The 21,816-nt window shown below is 44.2% G+C and carries 26 protein-coding genes; 20 read left to right on the plus strand and 6 right to left on the minus strand.

The window, feature by feature from the left end:
- Positions 1-9 precede the first annotated feature (9 nt).
- A complete protein-coding gene (locus BM293_RS09315; protein ID WP_093448791.1) occupies positions 10-408 on the plus strand; it encodes a type 1 periplasmic-binding domain-containing protein in 399 nt (132 codons plus the stop codon).
- Between the two features lie 65 nt (positions 409-473).
- On the opposite strand, the gene soxA is transcribed toward BM293_RS09315, so the two are convergent.
- From soxA to BM293_RS09340, 5 genes are all read right to left on the minus strand, one after another.
- Positions 474-1,337 (minus strand): sulfur oxidation c-type cytochrome SoxA, encoded by an 864-nt coding sequence (gene soxA, locus BM293_RS09320; RefSeq protein ID WP_093448793.1) that lies wholly within the window; start codon positions 1,335-1,337, stop codon positions 474-476.
- 91 nt (positions 1,338-1,428) lie between these two features.
- Positions 1,429-1,740 (minus strand): thiosulfate oxidation carrier complex protein SoxZ, encoded by a 312-nt coding sequence (soxZ, locus tag BM293_RS09325; protein WP_093448796.1) that lies wholly within the window; start codon positions 1,738-1,740, stop codon positions 1,429-1,431.
- Positions 1,741-1,798: 58 nt separating this feature from the next.
- On the minus strand, positions 1,799-2,266 hold the full coding sequence (gene soxY, locus BM293_RS09330) for a thiosulfate oxidation carrier protein SoxY (RefSeq protein WP_093448799.1): 468 nt from the start codon (positions 2,264-2,266) through the stop codon (positions 1,799-1,801).
- Positions 2,267-2,296: 30 nt separating this feature from the next.
- On the minus strand, positions 2,297-2,680 hold the full coding sequence (gene soxX, locus BM293_RS09335) for a sulfur oxidation c-type cytochrome SoxX (RefSeq protein ID WP_093448801.1): 384 nt from the start codon (positions 2,678-2,680) through the stop codon (positions 2,297-2,299).
- Positions 2,681-2,900: 220 nt separating this feature from the next.
- Positions 2,901-4,271 (minus strand): M48 family metalloprotease, encoded by a 1,371-nt coding sequence (locus BM293_RS09340; RefSeq protein ID WP_093448804.1) that lies wholly within the window; start codon positions 4,269-4,271, stop codon positions 2,901-2,903.
- A gap of 61 nt (positions 4,272-4,332) precedes the next feature.
- On the opposite strand from BM293_RS09340, the gene BM293_RS09345 reads away from it, so the two are divergent.
- From BM293_RS09345 to rimI, 8 genes are all read left to right on the plus strand, one after another.
- Positions 4,333-4,557 carry a sulfurtransferase TusA family protein gene (locus BM293_RS09345; protein ID WP_093448807.1) on the plus strand — a complete coding sequence of 75 codons (225 nt, stop codon included), beginning with the start codon at positions 4,333-4,335 and terminating at the stop codon, positions 4,555-4,557.
- A 40-nt stretch (positions 4,558-4,597) separates the two neighbouring features.
- Positions 4,598-5,482 (plus strand): UTP--glucose-1-phosphate uridylyltransferase GalU, encoded by an 885-nt coding sequence (galU, locus tag BM293_RS09350; RefSeq protein ID WP_093448810.1) that lies wholly within the window; start codon positions 4,598-4,600, stop codon positions 5,480-5,482.
- A 26-nt stretch (positions 5,483-5,508) separates the two neighbouring features.
- Positions 5,509-7,143, plus strand: a complete 1,635-nt coding sequence (gene pgi, locus BM293_RS09355) for a glucose-6-phosphate isomerase (RefSeq protein ID WP_093448812.1) — start codon at positions 5,509-5,511, stop codon at positions 7,141-7,143.
- A 1-nt stretch (position 7,144) separates the two neighbouring features.
- Positions 7,145-8,455, plus strand: coding sequence for a UDP-glucose dehydrogenase family protein (locus BM293_RS09360; RefSeq protein ID WP_093448815.1), 1,311 nt, complete (start codon positions 7,145-7,147; stop codon positions 8,453-8,455).
- Positions 8,456-8,463: 8 nt separating this feature from the next.
- Positions 8,464-9,225 (plus strand): CDP-diacylglycerol--serine O-phosphatidyltransferase, encoded by a 762-nt coding sequence (gene pssA / locus BM293_RS09365; protein ID WP_093448818.1) that lies wholly within the window; start codon positions 8,464-8,466, stop codon positions 9,223-9,225.
- Between the two features lie 64 nt (positions 9,226-9,289).
- Positions 9,290-10,840, plus strand: a complete 1,551-nt coding sequence (locus tag BM293_RS09370; RefSeq protein WP_093448820.1) for a 2-isopropylmalate synthase — start codon at positions 9,290-9,292, stop codon at positions 10,838-10,840.
- 21 nt (positions 10,841-10,861) lie between these two features.
- Positions 10,862-11,368, plus strand: coding sequence for a hypothetical protein (locus BM293_RS09375; RefSeq protein WP_234968977.1), 507 nt, complete (start codon positions 10,862-10,864; stop codon positions 11,366-11,368).
- Positions 11,369-11,383: 15 nt separating this feature from the next.
- On the plus strand, positions 11,384-11,869 hold the full coding sequence (gene rimI / locus BM293_RS09380; protein WP_093448826.1) for a ribosomal protein S18-alanine N-acetyltransferase: 486 nt from the start codon (positions 11,384-11,386) through the stop codon (positions 11,867-11,869).
- Here the strand turns inward: rimI and BM293_RS09385 are convergent.
- Positions 11,866-12,666, minus strand: coding sequence for an inositol monophosphatase family protein (locus BM293_RS09385; RefSeq protein WP_093448828.1), 801 nt, complete (start codon positions 12,664-12,666; stop codon positions 11,866-11,868). The genes rimI and BM293_RS09385 overlap by 4 nt on opposite strands.
- A gap of 103 nt (positions 12,667-12,769) precedes the next feature.
- On the opposite strand from BM293_RS09385, the gene BM293_RS09390 reads away from it, so the two are divergent.
- From BM293_RS09390 to der, 11 genes are all read left to right on the plus strand, one after another.
- Positions 12,770-13,507, plus strand: coding sequence for an RNA methyltransferase (locus tag BM293_RS09390; RefSeq protein ID WP_093448831.1), 738 nt, complete (start codon positions 12,770-12,772; stop codon positions 13,505-13,507).
- A gap of 12 nt (positions 13,508-13,519) precedes the next feature.
- On the plus strand, positions 13,520-14,311 hold the full coding sequence (gene cysE, locus BM293_RS09395) for a serine O-acetyltransferase (RefSeq protein ID WP_093448835.1): 792 nt from the start codon (positions 13,520-13,522) through the stop codon (positions 14,309-14,311).
- A gap of 57 nt (positions 14,312-14,368) precedes the next feature.
- The gene (locus tag BM293_RS09400) at positions 14,369-14,812 is read left to right on the plus strand and encodes an Rrf2 family transcriptional regulator (RefSeq protein WP_093448838.1); all 444 of its coding nucleotides are present in this window, start codon (positions 14,369-14,371) and stop codon (positions 14,810-14,812) included.
- Positions 14,813-14,820: 8 nt separating this feature from the next.
- Positions 14,821-15,147 (plus strand): HesB/IscA family protein, encoded by a 327-nt coding sequence (locus BM293_RS09405; RefSeq protein WP_093448841.1) that lies wholly within the window; start codon positions 14,821-14,823, stop codon positions 15,145-15,147.
- 113 nt (positions 15,148-15,260) lie between these two features.
- The gene (ndk, locus tag BM293_RS09410; RefSeq protein WP_093448843.1) at positions 15,261-15,671 is read left to right on the plus strand and encodes a nucleoside-diphosphate kinase; all 411 of its coding nucleotides are present in this window, start codon (positions 15,261-15,263) and stop codon (positions 15,669-15,671) included.
- A gap of 12 nt (positions 15,672-15,683) precedes the next feature.
- On the plus strand, positions 15,684-16,820 hold the full coding sequence (gene rlmN, locus BM293_RS09415; protein WP_093448846.1) for a dual-specificity RNA methyltransferase RlmN: 1,137 nt from the start codon (positions 15,684-15,686) through the stop codon (positions 16,818-16,820).
- 23 nt (positions 16,821-16,843) lie between these two features.
- Positions 16,844-17,227, plus strand: coding sequence for a helix-turn-helix domain-containing protein (locus BM293_RS09420; protein WP_093448849.1), 384 nt, complete (start codon positions 16,844-16,846; stop codon positions 17,225-17,227).
- A gap of 28 nt (positions 17,228-17,255) precedes the next feature.
- Positions 17,256-18,524, plus strand: coding sequence for a histidine--tRNA ligase (gene hisS, locus BM293_RS09425; RefSeq protein WP_093448851.1), 1,269 nt, complete (start codon positions 17,256-17,258; stop codon positions 18,522-18,524).
- A gap of 3 nt (positions 18,525-18,527) precedes the next feature.
- Positions 18,528-19,169, plus strand: coding sequence for a YfgM family protein (locus BM293_RS09430; protein ID WP_093448854.1), 642 nt, complete (start codon positions 18,528-18,530; stop codon positions 19,167-19,169).
- Positions 19,166-20,395 carry a PQQ-binding-like beta-propeller repeat protein gene (locus BM293_RS09435; RefSeq protein WP_093448857.1) on the plus strand — a complete coding sequence of 410 codons (1,230 nt, stop codon included), beginning with the start codon at positions 19,166-19,168 and terminating at the stop codon, positions 20,393-20,395. Before BM293_RS09430 ends, BM293_RS09435 begins: the two co-directional genes overlap by 4 nt.
- On the plus strand, positions 20,388-21,815 hold the full coding sequence (gene der, locus BM293_RS09440) for a ribosome biogenesis GTPase Der (protein WP_093448860.1): 1,428 nt from the start codon (positions 20,388-20,390) through the stop codon (positions 21,813-21,815). The genes BM293_RS09435 and der overlap by 8 nt, the downstream gene beginning before the upstream one ends.
- Position 21,816: the final 1 nt, after the last annotated feature.

Genomic DNA, 21,816 nt, shown 5'->3' on the forward strand with positions numbered 1-21,816 from the left:
AGTGACGTTATGTTTGTAGATCGACTTAATCCTACTCAGCAACAAGCGTTACTGGATTTGGCTGTTGTTTTGGCTGGGGTCGACAATGACGTATCTGAGGAGGAGCTTCAGTATCTGAACAATCTAAGTCAAACCTACGGCCTTAAATTAGATTTAGAGAATAGTCGTGCTAACTCACTAGATGATGTGATTGCGGTAATTGATACTAAGCAGTCAAAGGTAATCGTGCTTCAGGAATTAATTAAGCTATCTTATAAAGATGGTCATTTTGGTCCGGAAGAGCAGCAGAAAGTGTTTCAGATTGCACAAAAGCTGGGTTTAAATGATCCAGAGTTGCTATTGGCAATTGAAAAGTGGGTTAGACAGGGTTTTGATTGGTTGCATGAAGGTGAGCAAATGCTCAATTAGATTAATTATAGAGTGGAGTGATGATAAAAACCCGGAAATTCCGGGTTTTTTATTGTGCCAACAAATTACTGACGATAGCTTGGTGCGTTAATTTCTAGCCCATTAGAAATATAAGCATGCCAGAATTCAAGGTTACGATACTCTTCGCCTTGAACTTCATAGGCAGTGTGGCGCATGTTTTTGTGACAACCCTCATAGCGACGGTGTAAGGTACCTAATCCATCACCTGATGCACGTGCCCATTTACCACGCCAAACAGGGAAGTGAGAAACATGACCAAGTACAGGTGAAAGAATATCTGAGCGTGCTTGACGCGATGCGTTATATACGTGACAGCTCGCACAAGCAAGACCAAGCTGACCACGAGGTTCAGCGAACTCACGTTCACCTGCGGCAAAGGCTGCGGCAGCACCGGGTGAATCGATTACGACATTAATCTTTTGACCACGTGCTTCATAACCTAGAAATGCACCGACATGGGCAATATCACCACGTTTCCAAGCAAAAGGTTTTAAACCCGCCTCGGTACGGCAGCGGTTAATATCACCTTCAAGCGTAACAACTTGTTGTGTCTGCTCATTGAAGTAGGGGTAACTTGGACGAATGTGTGCAACACCTCTGTCTGAACCAACCATACAGCCCATGTAAGCATTTAAATCACGATTAAATAGTTCTTCACCGCGTTCTACGAATTCTTCATACTGAGGAAATTCTTCTTCAGCCTGCCATTGCATTCTACGGTCTTCATCATACCCGTAGATACCATTTATGTAATCTGCAAAAGGTCTGTTCGGGTGCTTATTTTGGAAGTAATTAATTAAGTCAGTGCGACTTTGTTCAGCTACAGCATTATGCTCAACTGCGATAGCTTGACTTCCAAATGAGGTGGCTATGGCAATGGCTATAGCACTTGAAAGTGTCTTCTTCATTTTGAATCCTCCACAAAAGAGCTTTAATTGTTTTTATGGTTTTTATTATTTTAAGCTTAAAAAGCGGGGCAAGCCCCGCTGTAGTCGCTTATTAACGTAGGGTAAAGGTGTCAGAACCTTTATCGCCAGTGTTATCAACAACGTTGATTGTCACTTCATCACCTGAATTAGCAGCAACGTTAACGTGCATGTAAGGGTTAGTAGAGACGTTAGCTGACCACTGTGCATCTACAACGCGATTACCATTTACAGATACATCAACATTTTGAATTAATTTCATTGGAAATGGCTTACCTGTTGATTGGTCCATACGAGCACCAGATTCCATCGGATGACGAATTAAAGATTTAATTTCAGCAACGCCACCACGTACTTGTCCACGAGTTCTGATATTGATAGACATCGATTATTCCTTTTCTTTAAATTTTGTTAAAGTTTTAATTAGTTCAAAAGTGCAGGGATTAACCGCCACAACCACCAATGGTTACACGAACTTCTTGTTCTGCTTTCAATAAGTTATCGCCAACTTTAGCAATGCCCATTACAGTTTGGGTACTACCCATACGGATACGAGTTGAAACAAAGCCTTGTGCCGCACCATGGAACTTGTATTCACATACTAGTGGGTTTGGGTTGTCAGTAGCAATGATTACGATTGACTCAACACCATCAATACCAGAAGCATCTACTGTGATAGGTGTTACCGCACCGTTTTCAGCAATAGCAGGAGCAGTTAGTTTTACATCATCAGATGATGCAGCATTAGCGCTACCAAACACACCATTAAGAGCTGCGTCAACAGTACTTGCTTCAAAAGCTTGCTTATTCCAGCTAGCTAATACTTTGCTAGGGGTTAGTAGGCCAGCACTTACTGCAACAGAAGCAGCACCAGTAGCTAATGTAGCTTTCAAAAATGATCTACGTTTCATAATTATTTTAACTCCTAAGTTAGATAAATATTATAGTGTGTATAGGTAGTCTACAATGAGGTTAATTTCCTCATCGCTCAATATACCATGACGACCGAATAATGGCATCATGCTGTATTTAACTTCAGTTTCTTCTACGCCCCACAGCTTGTCAAAAAGTTTTTGACGATCTGGGTAGCGCAATTGCATCGCAATTAACGCAGGCCCGATATTACCAGGAGAAGTTCCTTCTGGCATCATGTGGCAGGCAAGACAGTTGCCTTGAGCACGATTCCAAGCAAGTTCTTTACCTTGGGCAATGCGCTGTTGCATTTCTTCTTCCGAAATTTCACCAGCAGTCACAGCCATTGGGGTTGCTAACATTGCTGATACAGCGAGGGTGCCTAATACACTCTTTAATCTAGATTGACTCATTCTCTCCTCCTAAAGTGCCTCTATAAGACCCCAGGTTTTTGTGTATTTTGGGGTTCATTGTCTGAGCTGGATATTGAACTTCGCTCTTGTTGTATAAGCTTACGGAGTTAAAGGGCAAAAGCAAGTGTTTTTGGTGCCTTTGGCTATAGTTTTATTTAATAGCTAAAAAGATTATTTCTATGTGTTTGGCTGTTGGTTCGGTATGAACTTGTTGTAGCAATTAGTTATTTTCTTGTAATAAGTTGTTGATTTTTTTTAATAAAGTAGGCGTTTCGCTGGCATGTTTTCTTGCTTCCTTTAATAGGTGTTTAAACTGTCGAATGTTGCCTATTTCGTTGGCTCTTAAAGCTTGAAAATATAGTGCATTCGCAATGTCGTTTTTTTGCAAATAAAGCTCGCTAATCTGTTGATAGAGTTCAATTTTCGTGGGTGTGATTGTCGCTTGGTGCTTGAGAATTGCTATAGCTGAACCTATATCATTGCGGTGTTGATACTGGTGGGCGATCTGGTGTGCTAGTGCATTATCTTGTGGGTATAGATCCTTTAGTTGCAACAGGTTTGAGACGCTGTTTGAAGACCTGTCTTTAATATCGGCTAGTGCTATTTCAAGTAGTCTGTTGCCGGGTTGATTTTTGGTTGCCTGAATTAGGCAAGATTTAATTTCAGCGGCATTGTCTGGTGTGTTCGTGAGATTTAAGTAGTTTTTATAGCAATGAAAGGCTTCATGTTCTTTTTCATTTAATTGCTCGAGGGGGATACGTTGATCTGTTAGCCTAGCTTGGATAAGTTTTAGGTCTAGATATCTTTCTTGGGTTGTCTTCTGTTGTTCTGCTCTTGCTAGCGCAAGTGCAGTTCTTCTTTCAGTCACTGGATGCGTTAGCAGGACTTCGGGTGGTCTACTTGAATGATTATGCTGTTGGTGTAGTTGGTCAAAGAATTGTGCCATGGCTCTGGGGTTGTAACCAGCTTGAGCCAAGAGCTTAATGCCAACGCTGTCAGCTTCATGTTCGTGGATTCTGGAGAATCTAAGTTGGTTTTGAATTGCTAAACTGTTTCCCCCAATAAAGGTGGCAATTCCCGCTGAGGGATCTAGGGTGCCAATCAAAATTGCAGCTAGCAAAGAGGCGAAGCTGGTAATGTTACCCTGCTCAAATTGTTCAAAACGGCGTGACAAATGCTCTTGAGTAATATGTGCTATTTCATGTGCGATAACTGAGGCTAAGGCATCTTCGCTTGTTGCAGCCAAAATAAGCCCGCGGTTTATGCCGATAATGCCATCAGGCCCAGCAAAGGCATTAATCTCAGGCCTGTCGATTATAAAGAAATGATATTGACGCCCGTCTGCGAGGTGGCTGGTTAATCGACTACCTATTTGACGAACATATTCAACAACGAATGGATCGTCAATCATAGTAAAGTCAGTGTGAAGTGCCGTCATAAATGCACGACCAAGCTCTGACTCCATACTTTTATCATACAGCACTAGGCCTGGAGAACCCAAATCTGGTAAGTTGTATTGAGTAGCTGAAGTTGAACTAGCAGTAATCAGCCAAAAAATCATTAAAAGACCAAGTTGACGAAGTTTTTGCATAGCTGCTCATTTAAAAATTTTATCTATCCGTTATTATAGAGTCATAATTGAGGATGCTTACATGCAAAAAGTGAATTTAATCGGACTAAAGTGTCCCTTGCCATTAATTAAATTTAAGAAAGCCCTAGTCGAATACGCTGATGAAGTGGAGTTTCATGTTTCGGTTGATGATCCAGGTGCATTAAAGGATTTTCCTGTTTTTTGTAACAAGCTTGGGCTTGATTTTGATTTGCTTGCTGAGCAGCCTTTAATGGAATTTAGAATTAGTCGGCACAGGGCTACTTAATTAGATAAATTTGATGAATGAAAAATTGGAATAAATAGCTATGTATAAAAAACTTACTAAGGCCATCATCCCTGTTGCAGGTTTGGGCACGCGCTTTTTGCCAGCAACTAAGGCCATACCCAAAGAAATGCTTACCGTGGTGGATAAGCCACTCATTCAATATATTGTGCATGAAGCTGCAGAGGCAGGCATTACTGATATTATTTTGGTAACGCATTCGAGCAAAAATGCCATAGAAAATCACTTTGATACCCACTATGAGCTAGAGGCAAAGTTACTCGAGTCTGCTAAACACGACCGCATTGAAGCCATTAATAAAATTACGCCAAAAGGTATTAATATTATTAGTGTTAGACAGCCAGAGGCATTGGGTTTGGGGCATGCTATTTTGTGTGCAAGTCATATTATTGCACAAGACGAACCCTTTGCCGTGCTTCTGCCTGATGTACTCATGTATCATCCAAAGAAAGGATGTTTAGCGCAGATGGCACAAAGTTATGCGCGGGTGCACACTAGCGTGATTGCCCTTGAGCAAGTACCGGATGATCAGGTTCACAAGTATGGTATTGCCGGCGTTCAAGACCCCGATTTGCGGATTAATCAGTTAGTTGAGAAACCAAAGCTCGGTGAAGCGCCCTCTAACCTATCAGTAGTTGGGCGTTATATTTTTACGCCACGACTTATGCAGTTGCTAAAGACAACGCAGCCTGGTGTGGGTGGGGAAATTCAATTAACTGATGCCATGGCACATTTGCTTAATGAAGAAGTCATGTTTGGTTATGAGTTCAAAGGGGGGAAAAGTTATGATTGTGGTGATAAGCAAGGGTTTTTGCAGGCTAATGTGGAGTATGCATTGCGTGATACATTGTTAGGGCAATCGTTTAAGTCTTATCTTGAGCAGTTGGATCTAGCAGCATTTAAGTAATATTAATATTTACCAAAGGGTGAAATATGGCAGTCAATCAATCAGCAGCATGGCAGGCACTTAAAGTTCTGGCAGAATCAGGAGTTGCAGAAAAACACTTGCAGGATTGGTTTGCTGCCGACCCAGATCGTGCCAAACGTTACGCTATAGAACTTGATGAGCTTTATTTAGATTTTTCTAAAAATCGAATTGACGACCAGGTTATAGCAGGCCTGCTAGCACTGGCTGAGCAGCAAGACCTGTCCGGCTGGATTAAGCGTTTGCTGACGGGCGACGAGGTTAATGATACGGAAGGGCGACCTGCGCTCCATACTGCATTGCGAAGTTTAAATGCCGCTAATGTCTCCGGTTTTGCTGCGGAAGTGCAGCCAGATGTTGAATTTCAGTTTGCCAAAATGGCCAAAATTGTTAGCAAGATTCGAGCAGGCCATTGGCGTGGTTATAGCGGCAAACCTATTACGGATGTAGTCAATATTGGCGTAGGAGGTTCTGATTTAGGGCCGCTAATGATTACGCATGCACTGCAAGTGCAAAAGTCCCCAGTGAGACTGCACTTTATTTCATCTATTGACGGCACACAGACCTCAAATCTGCTTAAAACGCTGAATCAAGAAACAACGCTTTTTGTACTCGCATCAAAATCTTTTACGACTATTGATACGTTGTCAAATGCTGAAACCGCAAAGGATTGGCTTGAAGAGCGTATTGAGCGTCCTCAAACACTTATGGCGCAACATTTCATTGGTGTATCGACCCGACCTGACAAAATGGCTGAGTGGGGTATTCCTGAGGAAAACCAGTTACTGTTTTGGGATTGGGTAGGGGGGCGCTACTCCATGTGGTCTGCGATTGGCTTTCCAATTGCGTTGAAAGTGGGGATGAAGGGCTTTTATCAAATGCTTGATGGCGCTAATGTGATGGATGAGCATTTTGCTAGGGCGCCATTAGCGCAAAATATTCCCGTGATTATGGGTTTGATTGATGTATGGAATATTAACTTTTTAAATATTCAGGCTAAAGCGATCTTGCCCTATGATGCGCGACTGAAATACCTGCCATCCTATTTCGAGCAGCTGGTAATGGAGAGTAATGGTAAAGCTGTTAATCGTGCGGGTGAAAAAGTCAGTTATAAAACCTGTCCCATTTTATGGGGCGAGGTTGGGCCCAACGCGCAGCATGCCTTTTACCAACTTTTGCATCAAGGTACCCAGGGGGTTATGAGTGACTTTATTGTGCCAGTTGAGCGTGATGATTTTGAATTACACTCGGGTGCAGAAAAGGATGCTTCGCTGCTTAAGCAGCATCATCTGGCATTAGCTAACTGTTTTGCTCAATCTAGAGTTCTGATGCTAGGGGATGCGGCTATCCCTGAATCCTTAAAGTCAAGTTTTGACAGCCCGTTTAAACACTATGCGGGTAATCAGCCCTCAAATACTATTATGTTAAAAAACCTGTCGGCGAAGACCTTAGGTATGTTAGTTGCTTTGTACGAGCACAAAACCTATGTTGAATCTGTTATCTGGGAAATTAATCCGTTTGATCAATGGGGAGTTGAGTTAGGTAAATTAATTGCCAAAGAGGCCTATGCCTGTTTGGTTGATAATGAATCAGTTGAGTCATTTGATGCCTCAACACAGGCCCTGATGAAGCGAGTAAAATAATATGAAAGTAGCGGTATATGGATGTGAATTAACAGGCCTGGTAACGGCGGGAGCTTTAGCCCAAGTAGGTAATCAAGTTATGGCGCTCCCCGTTGGTTTTGTGAAGGTTGAGGACTTAAAGGCAGGGGTGTTGCCACGAGAAGAACCTGGTTTGGACAATATGTTAGCGCAGCAACAGGCAGAAGGGCGCTTGAGCTTTGAAGCAGACTGGGAAAAGGGTCTTGCGCATGCTGAGGTGTTGATTGTTGCAACGCCATCTTGGCGAATGGATCGCGCAGAAGCCCTGATTGAATTAATTGGTAACAAGGTACGTAAAGATTTAGTCGTCGTGAATCAAAGCACCTTTCCAGTGGGCACAGCCGACCGTTTTGAGGCCAAACTAAAACTGGCATTAGCTGAGCGCGGAGAGGTGTGCAATGTTGCCGTTGTGGCCATGCCTGACTTTTTAAGTGAGGGGTCCGCCATAAATAATTTTATGCGGCCAGACCGGATTGTATTGGGTTCATCGAGTGATAGCAGTATTCGGTTAATGCGAGACTTGTTGCGTCCATTTAATCGCGTAACGGATCAAATTAAGGTAATGACTACGCGTGCAGCAGAGTACACCAAATATGCTGTTAATGCGTTGTTAGCAACACGGATTAGTTTGGTTAACGAGCTGGCGAATAATGCTGAACACTTTAATATTGACTTTGAAGAGGTGAGGCAGGGTCTAGGGTCGGATCACCGAATTGGATTTAATTATCTTTATCCAGGCTGTGGTTTTGGTGGCCCCAGCTTTGCAGCAGATGTGCGTTCATTAGTCGCAAATCTGCAATCAATGGGCTATGATGCCGATTTATTAAAGACGGTCTTATCAAACAACGAAACACAAAAAGAAGTGTTGTTTCGCAAGGCTTGGCGCTTTTTTAATAATGATTTGCGCGGTATTAAAATTGGCGTTTGGGGTCTTTCTTTTAAACCTAATACAGCGACAGTAGAAAATGCGCCAAGCGTCAAAGCGATTGAGGCTTTCTGTGCTCAAGGTGCACACATTAAGGCTTACGATCCAAAAGCGATGACTGATTTTGCAATGCATTGGCAGGGTGCGGAGCAGGTAGAGTTAGTGGATAATATGTATGCGGCTTTAGATAGCGTGGATGCGTTAGTTATTATGACTGAGTGGAAGCGCTTTTGGAGTCCTGATTATGCGCAAATGAAGCAGCTGATGAATCAACCCGTGATATTTGATGGCCGTAATATTTATGACCCTGAAATGATTGCCTCGCAAGGCTTTCGTTATTTTGGTGTCGGACGTGGTGAAGAAATTTAAGGAAATTTATGCAAAAGTCCTCGGGGCAAGGTAAAACTGAACGCGGTATTTATTGGTTACCCAATTTAATTACCACGCTTGCATTATTTGCAGGATTTTACGCTATCATTGCTGGTATGCATGGCCAGTTTATGCACGGCGCCATTGCACTTTTTGTGGCGATGGTTTTCGATGGCCTTGATGGTCGTATCGCACGTATGACTAACTCCTCCAGCGCCTTTGGCGCAGAATATGACAGTCTTGCCGATATGGTGTCATTTGGCGTAGCGCCCGCATTGCTCATGTATCAGTGGGTGCTTTATGACTTGGGTAAATTGGGCTGGATTGTTGCTTTTGTATTTGTTGCTGGTGCAGCACTAAGGTTGGCTCGTTTTAATACCCAAGTTGGGATAGCAGATAAGCGCTACTTTCAAGGTTTAGCGAGCCCAGCGGCCGCTGCAGTGCTTGCAGGCCTGGTATGGATGGTCGAGGCAAATGACCTGAGTTTTGATGGTTTGGGGTGGATTGCATTATTGTTAACTTTTTTAGCAGGGGTGCTGATGGTAAGCAATGTTCGCTACAGCAGCTTCAAAGAGTTTAACCTGAAGGATAAAGTGCCTTTTGTAACCTTGTTAGTCATTGTGACGGTATTTGTCATAATTACCATTAAGCCATCGGTTTTTTTATTCGGTTTAGCACTGTTGTACGCAGTGTCAGGCCCCGTAATGACATTGGTTACGATACGTAAAACGCGTGAAGGACGTAAACGCCATAAATCTGAGCGCGACTGATATATGACAGTGGTTTTGCCGCGTTAAAATTTTAGACATAATTAAATAAGTATAGAGACGAGCGATGAAAGATCATTTAGTTATTTTTGATACAACTTTGCGTGACGGCGAGCAAAGTCCGGGTGCATCAATGACCAAAGAAGAAAAGGTGCGTATTGCTAAACAATTAGAAAAAATGCGTGTAGATGTCATTGAAGCTGGCTTCCCTGCTGCAAGTCAGGGTGACTTTGACTCGGTGCAAGCAGTAGCAAAGGTAATTAAAGATAGTACAGTATGTGGGTTAGCGCGTGCTGTTGAGCAGGATATTGTTAGAGCGGGTCAAGCGATAGCGCCGGCCAATTCAGGGCGTATTCATACCTTTATAGCAACCTCGCCTATTCATATGGAAATGAAACTACGTATGACGCCAGACCAAGTCGTTGAAAGAGCGGTATGGGCGGTAAAACGTGCGCGTGATTTTACTGACAATGTGGAGTTCTCGCCTGAAGATGCTGGGCGCTCGGAATTGGATTTTTTATGTCGGGTTATTGAGGCAGCCATTGATGCCGGTGCCACCACAATTAACATCCCTGATACAGTGGGCTATAACGTGCCGGAGCAGTTTGGTTATCTGTTTAAGCAGTTAATAGAGCGGATACCCAATGCGGATAAGGCTGTTTTCTCAGCGCACTGTCACAATGACTTGGGGTTGGCCGTTGCCAACTCGCTTGCTGCGGTAACGAACGGTGCGCGCCAGGTTGAGTGTACTATCAATGGTTTGGGTGAGCGTGCTGGTAATACGGCACTAGAAGAGTTGGTTATGGCGGTTAGAACGCGCCAAGACTATTTTGCCGTAGACACGCGCATTCAAACGCCAGAGATTTTGACAGCATCGCGCTTAGTCTCGAATATTACCGGCTTTAGCGTGCAACCGAATAAAGCTATTGTGGGTGCCAATGCTTTCGCGCATGAATCGGGTATTCACCAAGATGGTGTGCTTAAACATCGTGAAACTTATGAGATTATGCGCGCTGAAGACGTGGGTTGGAGCACCAATAAAATGGTGCTGGGCAAGCACTCGGGCCGCAATGCCTTTAAAACACGTCTGCAAGAGTTAGGCATTGAGTTTGAAACTGAGCAACAGCTAAACGACGCTTTTGTACGTTTTAAGGAGTTAGCAGACCGTAAGCATGAAATCTATGACGAAGATTTGCAAGCATTGGTTACTGAGGTCAATATTGAGCGCGTTGAAAATGAGTCTTTGCGATTAGTTGCGCTAAAGGTGTCTACAGAGATGGGTGAGCAACCCAGTGCGACTGTTACACTGTCGGTTGATGGTCAAGAAGTGACAGCCAGTGAAGTAGGTAGTGGTGTTGTAGATGCTACCTTTAAAGCGATCGAGCAGATTGTTAACTCGCAAACGAGTCTAGAGTTATATTCAGTGAGTAATGTTACTAACGGTACAGATTCTTTGGGTGAGACCTCTGTTCGTCTTGAGAAGGCTGGTCGCATTGTAAATGGCCAGGGGTCAGATACTGATATTGTGACCGCATCAGCTAAAGCCTATATTAATGCACTTAATAAATTTTCTGATGCAGCAATTAAGGCTCACCCTCAGCGCCAAGAAACCGTTTAACTTAATGGGTAATCCTTGTCGGTGATTAATTTTTCCGAACATCATGCGATGTGGCGCGAGCTAGGGATTACCCTATGGTCGCCACTTGCCTCTAATCCGCTAAACTTATCTACTGAGCCGCGTGTGAATAAACTAGAAACCCCTACCTCTTTTATTAAGCAACCGGTTGTTTTGTTGGCTGGCTTTGGTAATGATGCAGCAGGCCTGCTTAATCAAGATGCACTTGTTGAAGCGGGTGTGGATCGGCTTTGGAGCGATGTCACCCGCGTGCATTTTACTAAGACACTGCAAATACAAGTGGGTTTAAAAGGGATTGATGATTATGAACGTGGTTATGAGTTGTTAGATCGTTTGATAGAGCTAGATCCTGAGTTGGTCTTGTTGTTTGGTCAGCATGAGTTGATTACAGAGCTGCTTAGTGAGGGAATGGATGTGGTTGTGTTGCCTAGTCTAGAAGATTTACGTGATAGCCCCGCTGCTAAGCAACGCTGCTATAGTGCGTTAGTGGCCCTGAAACTGCTTGCTTGATCGGGCCTCTAAAAGATGACCTACATTGACTTGACACGTCCAGTTAAGCTTCCGGTTGGAATGAAACTCACTGCAATGGTGGCATCTGACTTGGTTTCAGTTGTTGAGCTTGAGCAAAAAAATGCGCTAATGCCTTGGAGTCTGCGCTCGTTTGAGCTGTCATTGAGTAACCGTCAGGGGAACTGGGTGGTCTACCGTGAAACAGAGCTAGTAGGCTTTGTGTGTGCCAGTGTAATATTGGATGAGTTGCATATTCTAAATTTAAGTGTTGCTCAGACTTGTCGGGGGCAAGGTATAGCGACGGCCTTGATTATGCAACTGTGTGCCGCGGTTAACCAAGAGCCTATACGAAAAATTTTTTTGGAAGTACGTCAATCAAATAAGGTTGCTCAAAAACTCTATCGCAAACTTGGCTTTTGCTCAGACGGCATTCGCAAGGGTTACTATCAGTCTACGCGTGGCACCCGAGAGGATGCCTTATTAATGTCGCGAGATTTTTAGCGTTTAAGTTCGGGGCGGATGTGTTGGCTAATGCCCAAGGCAAGGTGTTTAAGTAGTTTGGGGTTCCCTGCTAGTATGTTGCCAGAGACTAGTTGGTTGTTTCCTCCAGCAAAATCACAACAGCGTCCACCTGCTTCTTGGACTAATAGAATGCCAGCGGCAATATCCCAAGGTTTTAAGTTAAACTCCCAGTAGCCATCAACACGTCCGCATGCTACATAGGCTAAGTCTAATGCCGCTGAGCCAGCACGTCGAATGCCTGCTGTTTCAGACATAAAGAACTTTAATGTAGCGAGATAATCATCGATATAGTCAAACTGATAGTATGGGAAACCGGTGGCTAACAGGGTGTTGGTTAGATGTTTTTGCTCTGTTACTCGAATCCGGCGATTGTTGAGTTTGGCACCCTGACCCTTTGATGCGCTGAACATTTCGTCTCTAAGTGGATCGAAGACGACGCCATGTTGTAGGTTGCCTTTTTCGGTCACCGCAATAGAGATACTGTACTGTGGGAATTGGTGTAGGTAATTTGTGGTGCCATCAAGCGGGTCGATAATCCATTGAATGGGGGAGTCGGCCTGGTTGTGGCCAGTTTCCTCGCCCAAGATCGCGTGATCTGGGTAGTATTTTTTGATTGTTTTGATGATGGCTCGCTCCGCCAGTTGATCAACCTGTGTGACATAGTTGTTTCGGTCTTTTTCAGTTATTTCGAGGCGGTCGACATCTTGAGCATATTTCATGATGATGTCACCGGCTTCACGCGCAGCCATCATGGCTACATTTAATATTGGGTGCATAGCTTATGAGAGTCCAAATTTTAAAAGAGTAGGCAGAATAACCCTTGGCTTGTGCCAAATGTTAAAATATTAATTTTAATTATAAACTATTTAGCAGGTAAGTATGCAGGATCAGTTTGCGCCACTAGGTTCAATTCGTGTAGTGTTGGTGGCTACGTCCCACCCTGGTAACATTGGAGCGGTTGCACGTGCAATGAAAAATATGGGGTTAAGTGATCTCGTCTTAGTTAATCCAAGCCAGTTTCCCTCTTATGAGGCTTCAGCCCGTGCTTCGGGGGCAGCGGATATTTTAGATCAGGCAAACGTGGTTTCAAGCCTAGCTGAAGCCTTACATGATTGCCATCAGGTTATTGGTGCCAGTGCTCGTCTAAGAAAAGTCTCTTGGCCGCAATTATCAGCCCGAGACGTGGGTGAGCATAGTGTTAAAGCAGCACAAGATGGGCGTGTGGCGCTGGTATTTGGTCGCGAAGATTCGGGTTTAACCAATGAGGAGTTGGATCAGTGTCATATATTAGGGCATATCGCCTCTAACCCAGACTATAGCTCCTTAAATTTAGCTGCGGCGGTTCAGGTATTTACCTATGAGTGTCGTATGGCTTGTAAACCAAGCATGCCAGGCGGTTTGGGTTATCGTTTTGATGCCGCAACTCATGCTCAGATGGAAGGTTTTTATGCGCACCTTGAGCAAGCACTAGCGGTGATTGAATATCTTGATCCAGATAAGCATGAGCGGTTTATGCGTCGTATGCGCCGTCTTTTTAATCGTGCACAGCTAGATGCAAAAGAGGTAACGATTTTACGGGGTGTGTTAGCCGCCGCTACCAAAAAAGCTCAAAATTAAATAGGAGCGTCAATGTTTAAGTTGTTGCGAGAGGATGTTCAATGTGTTTTTAGTCGTGATCCTGCTGCACGAAATTTATGGGATGTACTCACGACCTACCCTGGTGTGCACGCCATAATTTGGTATCGTGTAGCTCATTGGTTATGGCAAAAAGGTTTGAAGTGGTTGGCGCGCTGGCTAGCAACCGTTGCAAGATGGTTTACAGGTGTCGAGATTCATCCTGCCGCCAGCATTGGTCGGCGGGTGTTTATTGATCATGGTATGGGCGTAGTCATTGGTGAAACAGCAGAGGTGGGTGATGATTGTACTTTATATCATGGTGTAACGCTTGGTGGTACATCATGGCAAGAAGGTAAGCGACATCCTACACTAGGTGAGCGTGTGGTGGTTGGCGCCGGTGCAAAAATATTGGGGCCAATTATGATTGGCGATGATGCGCGAATTGGTTCTAATGCGGTTGTGGTAAAAAATGTGCCTGGTTCAAAAACCGTTGTCGGCATTCCTGGGCGTGTGGTTAAGAAAAAGTCTGATGCCGAACATAAGCGAGCCAAAATGGCGGAAAAAATTGGTTTTGATGCGTATGGTATAACCGCTAATGGTGATGACCCAATTGAAAAAGCCATCTATAGCTTATTAGATCATATTCAGGCGCAAGATGAAAAAATTGCACTTTTATCTCATCAGGTGCAAAAGCTAGGTGGTGAAGCGGTTGATTTGGCCATGCCGGATTTGGCTGAAGCCGTACTGGAGCCAGATGACCCAGAGCAAGCTTCGCATCTTAAGACAAAAGATTACAATAGTTGAGTAAATCGCTAGGTTATTATACTATTAGCTTATAAATTTTAATCTTGAAGGCTAGGTATGAAGCTTACCTCGAAAGGGCGATATGCTGTAACAGCAATGATTGATATAGCACTATACCAAGATCAAGGCTCGGTAACCTTGGCGATGATATCGGAGCGTCAATCAATTTCGCTGTCTTATTTAGAGCAGTTATTTGCTAAATTAAAAAAAGCAGACTTAGTTGTGTCTGCAAGAGGTCCAGGTGGAGGCTATCGACTCAGTCGTGCAGCCGGCACTATTTCAATTCGACAGGTTATAGATGCTGTTGACGAAGAAATTGATGTGCGGCGATGTGGCGGTAAATCTAACTGTCAGAACGGTCAACAGTGTCTTTCACATCATTTGTGGGAAGACTTAAGTGAGATGATTGGCGACTTTTTAGCTGAGGTGACATTACAGTCACTTTTCGATCAACATCAAGCATCGAAGTCATTTAAAATTGCGGTTAATTCAATTAATTAGGAGCTGGCATGGCGGTAAGTCTTACAGCTGCGGCTGCGCAGCGCGTTAAAACAATGATCGAGAAGCGTGGATCAGGCATTGGCCTTCGTCTTGGTATTAAAAAAAGTGGTTGCACCGGTTTTGCGTATGTTGTGGATTATGTTGATGAGCCGGGTTCGAGTGATCAGGTTTTTACCCACTACGGTGTAGATGTCTATGTCGACGCAAAAAGCCTGCCAGCGATTGATGGCATGGAGGTGGATTATGTCAAGGAAAGTCTTCTAAACGAAGGATTTGAGTTTCGCAACCCTAATGTTAAGGATGAGTGTGGTTGCGGTGAGTCTTTTAGTGTTTAGCTTTTTGAGCGATAGCATTCTTGTTTTTTGTCAAAGTGATACCATTGCTGTAAAAACCAGTAAAAACTTGTTAATATAGAGTACATTTTTATTCTATTTTAGGTTTAAGCATAATGGAGCAAACGCTTTCAATCATAAAGCCCGATGCGGTTAAAAAACACCTGATCGGCGACATTCTTGTGCGCTTTGAGAAAGCGGGACTTTACCCAGTCAAGTTACAAATGATGACCTTAACGCTCTCGCAAGCAGAATCATTCTATGCAGAGCACCATGGCCGAGATTTTTATCAGCCGCTAGTTGACTTTATGACATCGGGGCCATCAGTGGTAATGATACTAGAGGGGCAGGACGCTATAAAGCGTAACAGGCAGCTGATGGGGTCAACCAACCCCGATTTGGCAGAGCCTGGTACAATTAGAGCAGACCATGCAGAGTCAACCCGTTTGAATTGTGTTCACGGTTCTGATAGTCACGAAAGCGCAGTGCGAGAAATTAATTTTTTCTTTGCCAGTCATCAGGAATAGGACTGAAGCAATATGCCATTTGAATCATTGGATCAGTCTCCCAGCATTGTGACGACTAAAGTTGACCTTCTCGGTATGGATTATGATGCGCTATTGACTTTTTTTGAGTCGATAGGAGAGAAATCTTTCCGTGCGAAACAGGTCATGAAGTGGATTCATCAGATGGGCGTCTGTGACTTTGATTTGATGACAAATCTTAGTAAGGCGCTAAGAGAAAAGTTAAAACAGGCGGCATGGATTAGAGCGCCTAAGATTGTTAGTGAGCAATTATCAGATGATGGAACACGCAAATGGTTGATTGAAGTTGACCAACAGAATTGTATTGAAACTGTCTTTATTCCTGAAGCGGATCGCGGCACATTATGCATTTCATCACAGGTTGGGTGTGCACTAGATTGCGCATTTTGTGCCACAGCCCAGCAGGGCTTTAATCGTAACCTAGAAAACTGGGAGATTATTGCCCAGGTATGGGTGGCAAATAAAGCGCTCGGCGCTAATCCAAAAGATGGCCGTAAAATTACCAATGTTGTGTTTATGGGTATGGGCGAGCCGTTACTAAACGTAACACATGTTTTCCCCGTTGCTAAACTCTTGATGGATGATAATGCCTATGGTCTCTCTAAGCGGCGCGTGACCATAAGCACGGCCGGGGTGGTTCCTGCAATAGACAAACTTAAAGAAGAGGTTGATGTAAGTTTAGCTATTTCATTGCATGCGCCCAATAACCCTCTTCGTGACCAACTGGTACCAATCAATAAAAAATATCCACTTGAAGTTTTGATGCCCGCATTACATGGTTATGTGGCAGAGGGGCATGCTAAAAAACACATCACCGTGGAATATGTAATGCTTGACCAGGTTAATGATGAGATTGAACATGCGCATGAATTGGTAAAGCTTTTAAAGGGTTTAGTGTGTAAGGTTAATCTAATCCCATTTAATCCTTTTCCGAACACGCCTTATCTCCGCTCTTCAAATAACAGGGTTCATCGTTTTCAGCGAGTATTACATGAAGCGAGCATTAACTGCACTATTCGCAAGACACGAGGTGATGATATAGATGCGGCTTGTGGCCAATTAGCGGGCAAAGTAAAAGATAGAACTAAACGCACCTTGCACAGAGTGCATTTTGAATCGGCAGTGTCTTAGAAAATAAGGCGGTATGGACGAATATGACTGAAGAGAACTTACAGCAAGCTGACATTACCTTAGGAGAGGCTTTGCTTCAAGCGAGGCTAGATAAAGATCTGACCAAAGAAGCAATGGCTGACATTATGAAGCTGTCTGTTGATAAAATATCTAATTTAGAGGCTTACACAGATTTATCGTCTCTGTCGCCATTTGAACGTGGCTATGTCCGAAATTATGCAAGCAAGGTTGGGCTTGATTTAAAAGTGTTTGAATTAGAGACCCGTGATGTGGATTCGATTGCAGCGGAACTGCAACCCATTGCAAAAGAAAACTGGTCTAAGCCGCTGTTCCCATGGTTTAAGGCACTGTTTTTGGTGTCTATAATTGCAAGCACCGCAGTTGGTCTTATCCTGTATTTAAATTAGTTTTCCAAATCTAGAGTATTTCACCAACATGGCAACTAAACTTACCGCAATACGCGGCATGAATGATTATATTCAAGAGGATGCGGCTATCCTGCAATACCTTGTTCGTACTGCTGAACAAGTCCTTAACCAGTATGCTTACCACCCTGTGTTTTTACCTGTGGTAGAGAAAACCGCGCTATTTTCGCGTGCTATTGGCGAAGTGACGGATATTGTCGAAAAAGAAATGTACACCTTTGATGATCGCAACGGTGATAGTTTAAGCCTTCGTCCAGAAGGCACGGCGGGTTGCGTAAGAGCAATGATCGAAAATGGCATGCTCTACAATCAAACCCAAAAAGTTTACTATTATGGTCCGATGTTCCGTCACGAACGACCACAAAAAGGTCGCTACCGTCAGTTTAATCAGTTTGGGGTAGAAGTATTCGGGTTGTCGGCAGCGGAAGTCGATGCCGAGTTGATCGCTATTTCAGCAAGGCTTTGGGATCAGTTGGGTTTTAGTGATTTTGAGTTGCAGCTAAACTCACTTGGAAGTAGCGAGGCACGATCAGCTTATAAGAAGGTGCTTACCGATTATTTTAAAGCGCACCTTGAACAGCTTGATGAAGACAGTTTAAGACGGCTAGATCGTAATCCATTACGTATTCTTGATAGTAAAAACCCCGCAATGGCTGAGCTTATCCTAAACGCACCCAAATTGATTGATCATCTTGATTCACCTTCACAGGAACATTTTGCTAAGTTGTGTTCAATGCTTGATGATTTGGGTATTGCGTATAGATTAAATACGAATTTAGTTCGTGGACTCGATTATTACAATCAAACCGTTTTTGAGTGGACAACAGACAAGCTAGGAGCGCAAGCGACTGTTTGTGCTGGCGGTCGTTACGATGGTTTGGTGAGTCAAATCGGTGGTCAACCGACCTCAGCAGTCGGATTTGCAATGGGGTTGGAGCGTTTAATGGTGTTGCTGAAAGAGTCACAGTTTAAACCAAAATCGAATGCGGATATTTATATGGTGGTGGCTGAAGAGAAAGCTATTCCAGCTGCGTCACTGTTGTGTGAAAGTCTCCGCGACCATTTTACTGATCTTCGTGTTGTCATGCATAGTGGTGGGGGCAGTTTAAAAAGCCAATTCAAAAAAGCGGACAAATCAGGGGCTCGCTTTGCGCTCGTGTTGGGCGATAGCGAGCTGGCAAGTCAAACATTGCAAGTCAAAGCATTACGTGAGGAAGGGGCGCAAGAAACAATCGCCTGGAATCAGCTGATAACCCATATAAGTACAAGGATTAAATAAAGTATGAGTCGCCATAATTCAGAACAAGAACAGTTGGATCAGTTAAAAGCGTGGTGGGACAAATGGGGCACATGGCTCTTGTCGGCGATTTTGATTGTCGTGTTAAGCTTTTCTGGCTGGCGTTATTGGCAAGCTAATCAATTGAGTCAAGCACAGACAGCCTCTATGACATTTGATATGCTAGAAGTGAGCCAGCAAGCAGGCCAATTTGGTGAGGTGGTTAGAGAGGCGCGTCGTTTAATGCAAGACTTTCCTCGAAGCCCATACTCCGCTGCGGCAGCGATGATGTTAGCCACCTACTATATTGAGCAAGGTGACTTTGACGAGGCACAGGCTTCGCTAGAGTGGATTATGGACGCCCGTGTAGAAAAGGTGTTTAAGGATACGGCAGCCATGCGATTAGTTAGGTTGCATATTAATGCACAGCGTTATGAGCTTGCTCAACAGGCGCTTGATCAAGTTGAATCGGTGTTGCTACCGGCTGCAACGCGAGCGCAATATGACTACCATCAAGCGTTGGTTTACATGTATCAAGGAAATGCGCAACAAGCACAGGATGCATTTAATAGAGTGCTAGCTAATAACTCGGCGTCTACAGATTTGCGTAATATTGCACGTTTATACAAGGATGATTTAGCGCTGTGAAAAATCTAAAATTTGCAGGTTTAATAGCACTGTTTGCATTTACCTTAGGTTGCTCAGGTACGCCAAATACCTTGCCAGAGCCAGGTCCTCTGTTACCAGGAGTATCGACAGCACCGCTAAAAATAGAATGGCGTTTAAATCTTAATCAAGTGTCTCAAGCAGATGGTCGTGGCTTGGCAATCACCTTATCAGAGCATGATCGCGCTTATGTTGCCGCAAGCTCAGGTTTGCTAACGGCCATCACGCGTAAGCCACAATCTCGTTATATTGATCAGGTTTTGTGGCAGTCTAAATATGAAGCGCCGTTAATTGCAGGACCCGCATTGGATGCAACCGGCCTTTACGTGGGTACAGCAAAGGGTAGCTTAATGCATATTCACCCTGATACAGGGCGTATTATTTGGCAAACGCATTTAAATAGCGAAGTGGTGGCCACACCCGCCTTAACAAGTCGTAAAGTGATTGTTCGAACTAATGATGGGCGTGTAATAGCGGCAGATAAGTTAAACGGCGAAGTGCTATGGGTAGCTAGTGCACAAATGCCCAGTTTGTTTTTGCGCGGGGCGGCTCCTGTCTTAGTTATTAATAACCAGGTTTTTGTTGGTCGTGAAAATGGTTTTGTTGAAGCACTCTCGCTTGCAAATGGAGAAACGCTTTGGCAAGCGCGATTAGCGACGCCATCGGGACGTACAGATCTCGAACGCATGGTTGATATTCAAGCACAGCTTATTTACGATCAAGGGCGTTTATTCGCTCTGGCATACAATGGCAGAATGGCGGCTATTAATACTCAAACGGGTAACTTTATATGGACACGTCCTGTAGAGGGAGCGAAAGACTTTACCTTTAAAGACAATAGGCTATTTGTATCTGGGAGCGATCAAATTGTTAGAGCTCTGGATGCCAGCTCTGGCACTGAAATATGGAATCAGTCAGGGCTGGTGGGTAGAATGCCTGGCAGTATCCATCAAGTAGACCTAGACAATGATTCAGCGTTATTAGTTCTTGACGGCTTTGGTTACCTTCACTGGCTTAGTGAGGTTGATGGTCGTGTATTAGCTCGATTTGGTCATGTTGATCACCTGGATCGGGGACGTCAAATGCTTGTTGCAGCAGTTGAAAATGGCAATTATTTTATTTTAGATCGTAACGGACAGTTGATAAGCTATCAATTAGACATTGCAAAATTTCAATCCTTAAACAAGCAAGCAGAGACGAATGACTAAACCCATCATTGCATTAGTTGGGCGACCAAACGTTGGTAAATCGACTTTATTTAATCGTTTGACCAAGACCCGTGATGCGATTGTTGCCGACTTTCCCGGTCTGACCCGCGATCGTCAATATGGCACCGGCAAGGTGGGTGATTGTGACTATATCGTGGTTGATACCGGTGGCTTGAGTGGGGAGATGGAAGGGGTTGATCCTTTGATGGCCTCGCAAGTTCAGCAGGCGCTAGAAGAAGCTCACGGCATTTTCTTTTTAGTGGATGGCCGTGCAGGCTTAACCCCCGCTGATGAAGCGATTGCCAACTATATCCGCAGCTATGGCAAGCCGGTACAGCTTTTGGTCAATAAGACTGAGGGCTGTAATCTGGCGGTATTGACCGCTGAATTCTATGGCATGGGGTTGGGCGAGCCGATTGGAATTTCGTCAGCGCACGGTGACAATGTTTCCGAGGCGGTCGATGATTTAATTGAGCGTTTGCCGATTGATTCGGCCGATGATGGCTTTGATTTAGACGACCATCCCGGCATACGGGTAGCGGTCATAGGTCGTCCGAATGTCGGTAAATCGACCTTGGTCAACCGTATGCTGGGTGAAGATCGGGTGGTGGCATTTGATATGCCCGGCACCACACGTGACAGTATTTATGTGCCGTTTGAGCGTGATGGTCAAGCCTATACCTTGATTGATACCGCCGGGGTGCGTCGTCGTAAAAAAGTATCGGAAAAAATTGAAAAATTTTCGGTGCTCAAAGCAATTGAAGCGATGCAAGATGCGCATGTGGTGGTGATGTTGATGGACGGCTCGGAAGGCATCACCGATCAGGATTTAACCCTGTTGGGATTGGCGATTGAATCCGGTCGTGGTTTGGTTTTGGCCGTGAATAAATGGGATGGTCTCGACAGTGATCAGCGTGCGAAAATTAAGCATGAACTGGATTTTCGTTTGCAGTTTGTGGATTATGCCAAAACCCATTTAATTTCGGCCTTGCATGGCAGTGGGGTGGGTGACCTGTTCAAAACCATTAAGCGTGTGTATCGTGCCGCGACCCAAAAAATTTCGACCTCAGACTTAAACCGAGTGTTGGAGCAGGCGGTGTTGGATCATCAGCCGCCGCTGGTTGGCGGGCGACGTTTAAAAATGCGTTATGCCCATTTGGGTGGCTTAAATCCGCCCCGGGTCATTATCCACGGCAATAAAATTGATAAAACCCCGGCACCTTATAAACGTTATTTAGAAAACACCTTTCGTAAAGCGTTTAAGTGGGAAGGTACACCGGTTATTGTTGAGTTTAGGGTGGGGGATAATCCCTTTGATGCCGATAAGGATCAGTTAACTGAGCGCCAGAAACAACGCAAGCGTCGCGTGCAAAGTTTTCGTGAATCGAAAAAGACCCGAAACCAGCCGAGACAAAGATAAC

Source organism: Thiomicrospira sp. ALE5 (genome assembly GCF_900112445.1).
Taxonomy (GTDB): Bacteria; Pseudomonadota; Gammaproteobacteria; order Thiomicrospirales; family Thiomicrospiraceae; genus Thiomicrospira.

Coding starts and splice junctions, on each gene's coding strand:
- BM293_RS09315 (WP_093448791.1), top strand. CDS start 10: ATGTTTGTAGATCGACTTAATCCTACTCAGCAACAAGCGTTACTGGAT.
- soxA (WP_093448793.1), bottom strand. CDS start 1,337: ATGAAGAAGACACTTTCAAGTGCTATAGCCATTGCCATAGCCACCTCA.
- soxZ (WP_093448796.1), bottom strand. CDS start 1,740: ATGTCTATCAATATCAGAACTCGTGGACAAGTACGTGGTGGCGTTGCT.
- soxY (WP_093448799.1), bottom strand. CDS start 2,266: ATGAAACGTAGATCATTTTTGAAAGCTACATTAGCTACTGGTGCTGCT.
- soxX (WP_093448801.1), bottom strand. CDS start 2,680: ATGAGTCAATCTAGATTAAAGAGTGTATTAGGCACCCTCGCTGTATCA.
- BM293_RS09340 (WP_093448804.1), bottom strand. CDS start 4,271: ATGCAAAAACTTCGTCAACTTGGTCTTTTAATGATTTTTTGGCTGATT.
- BM293_RS09345 (WP_093448807.1), top strand. CDS start 4,333: ATGCAAAAAGTGAATTTAATCGGACTAAAGTGTCCCTTGCCATTAATT.
- galU (WP_093448810.1), top strand. CDS start 4,598: ATGTATAAAAAACTTACTAAGGCCATCATCCCTGTTGCAGGTTTGGGC.
- pgi (WP_093448812.1), top strand. CDS start 5,509: ATGGCAGTCAATCAATCAGCAGCATGGCAGGCACTTAAAGTTCTGGCA.
- BM293_RS09360 (WP_093448815.1), top strand. CDS start 7,145: ATGAAAGTAGCGGTATATGGATGTGAATTAACAGGCCTGGTAACGGCG.
- pssA (WP_093448818.1), top strand. CDS start 8,464: ATGCAAAAGTCCTCGGGGCAAGGTAAAACTGAACGCGGTATTTATTGG.
- BM293_RS09370 (WP_093448820.1), top strand. CDS start 9,290: ATGAAAGATCATTTAGTTATTTTTGATACAACTTTGCGTGACGGCGAG.
- rimI (WP_093448826.1), top strand. CDS start 11,384: ATGACCTACATTGACTTGACACGTCCAGTTAAGCTTCCGGTTGGAATG.
- BM293_RS09385 (WP_093448828.1), bottom strand. CDS start 12,666: ATGCACCCAATATTAAATGTAGCCATGATGGCTGCGCGTGAAGCCGGT.
- BM293_RS09390 (WP_093448831.1), top strand. CDS start 12,770: ATGCAGGATCAGTTTGCGCCACTAGGTTCAATTCGTGTAGTGTTGGTG.
- cysE (WP_093448835.1), top strand. CDS start 13,520: ATGTTTAAGTTGTTGCGAGAGGATGTTCAATGTGTTTTTAGTCGTGAT.
- BM293_RS09400 (WP_093448838.1), top strand. CDS start 14,369: ATGAAGCTTACCTCGAAAGGGCGATATGCTGTAACAGCAATGATTGAT.
- BM293_RS09405 (WP_093448841.1), top strand. CDS start 14,821: ATGGCGGTAAGTCTTACAGCTGCGGCTGCGCAGCGCGTTAAAACAATG.
- ndk (WP_093448843.1), top strand. CDS start 15,261: ATGGAGCAAACGCTTTCAATCATAAAGCCCGATGCGGTTAAAAAACAC.
- rlmN (WP_093448846.1), top strand. CDS start 15,684: ATGCCATTTGAATCATTGGATCAGTCTCCCAGCATTGTGACGACTAAA.
- BM293_RS09420 (WP_093448849.1), top strand. CDS start 16,844: ATGACTGAAGAGAACTTACAGCAAGCTGACATTACCTTAGGAGAGGCT.
- hisS (WP_093448851.1), top strand. CDS start 17,256: ATGGCAACTAAACTTACCGCAATACGCGGCATGAATGATTATATTCAA.
- BM293_RS09430 (WP_093448854.1), top strand. CDS start 18,528: ATGAGTCGCCATAATTCAGAACAAGAACAGTTGGATCAGTTAAAAGCG.
- der (WP_093448860.1), top strand. CDS start 20,388: ATGACTAAACCCATCATTGCATTAGTTGGGCGACCAAACGTTGGTAAA.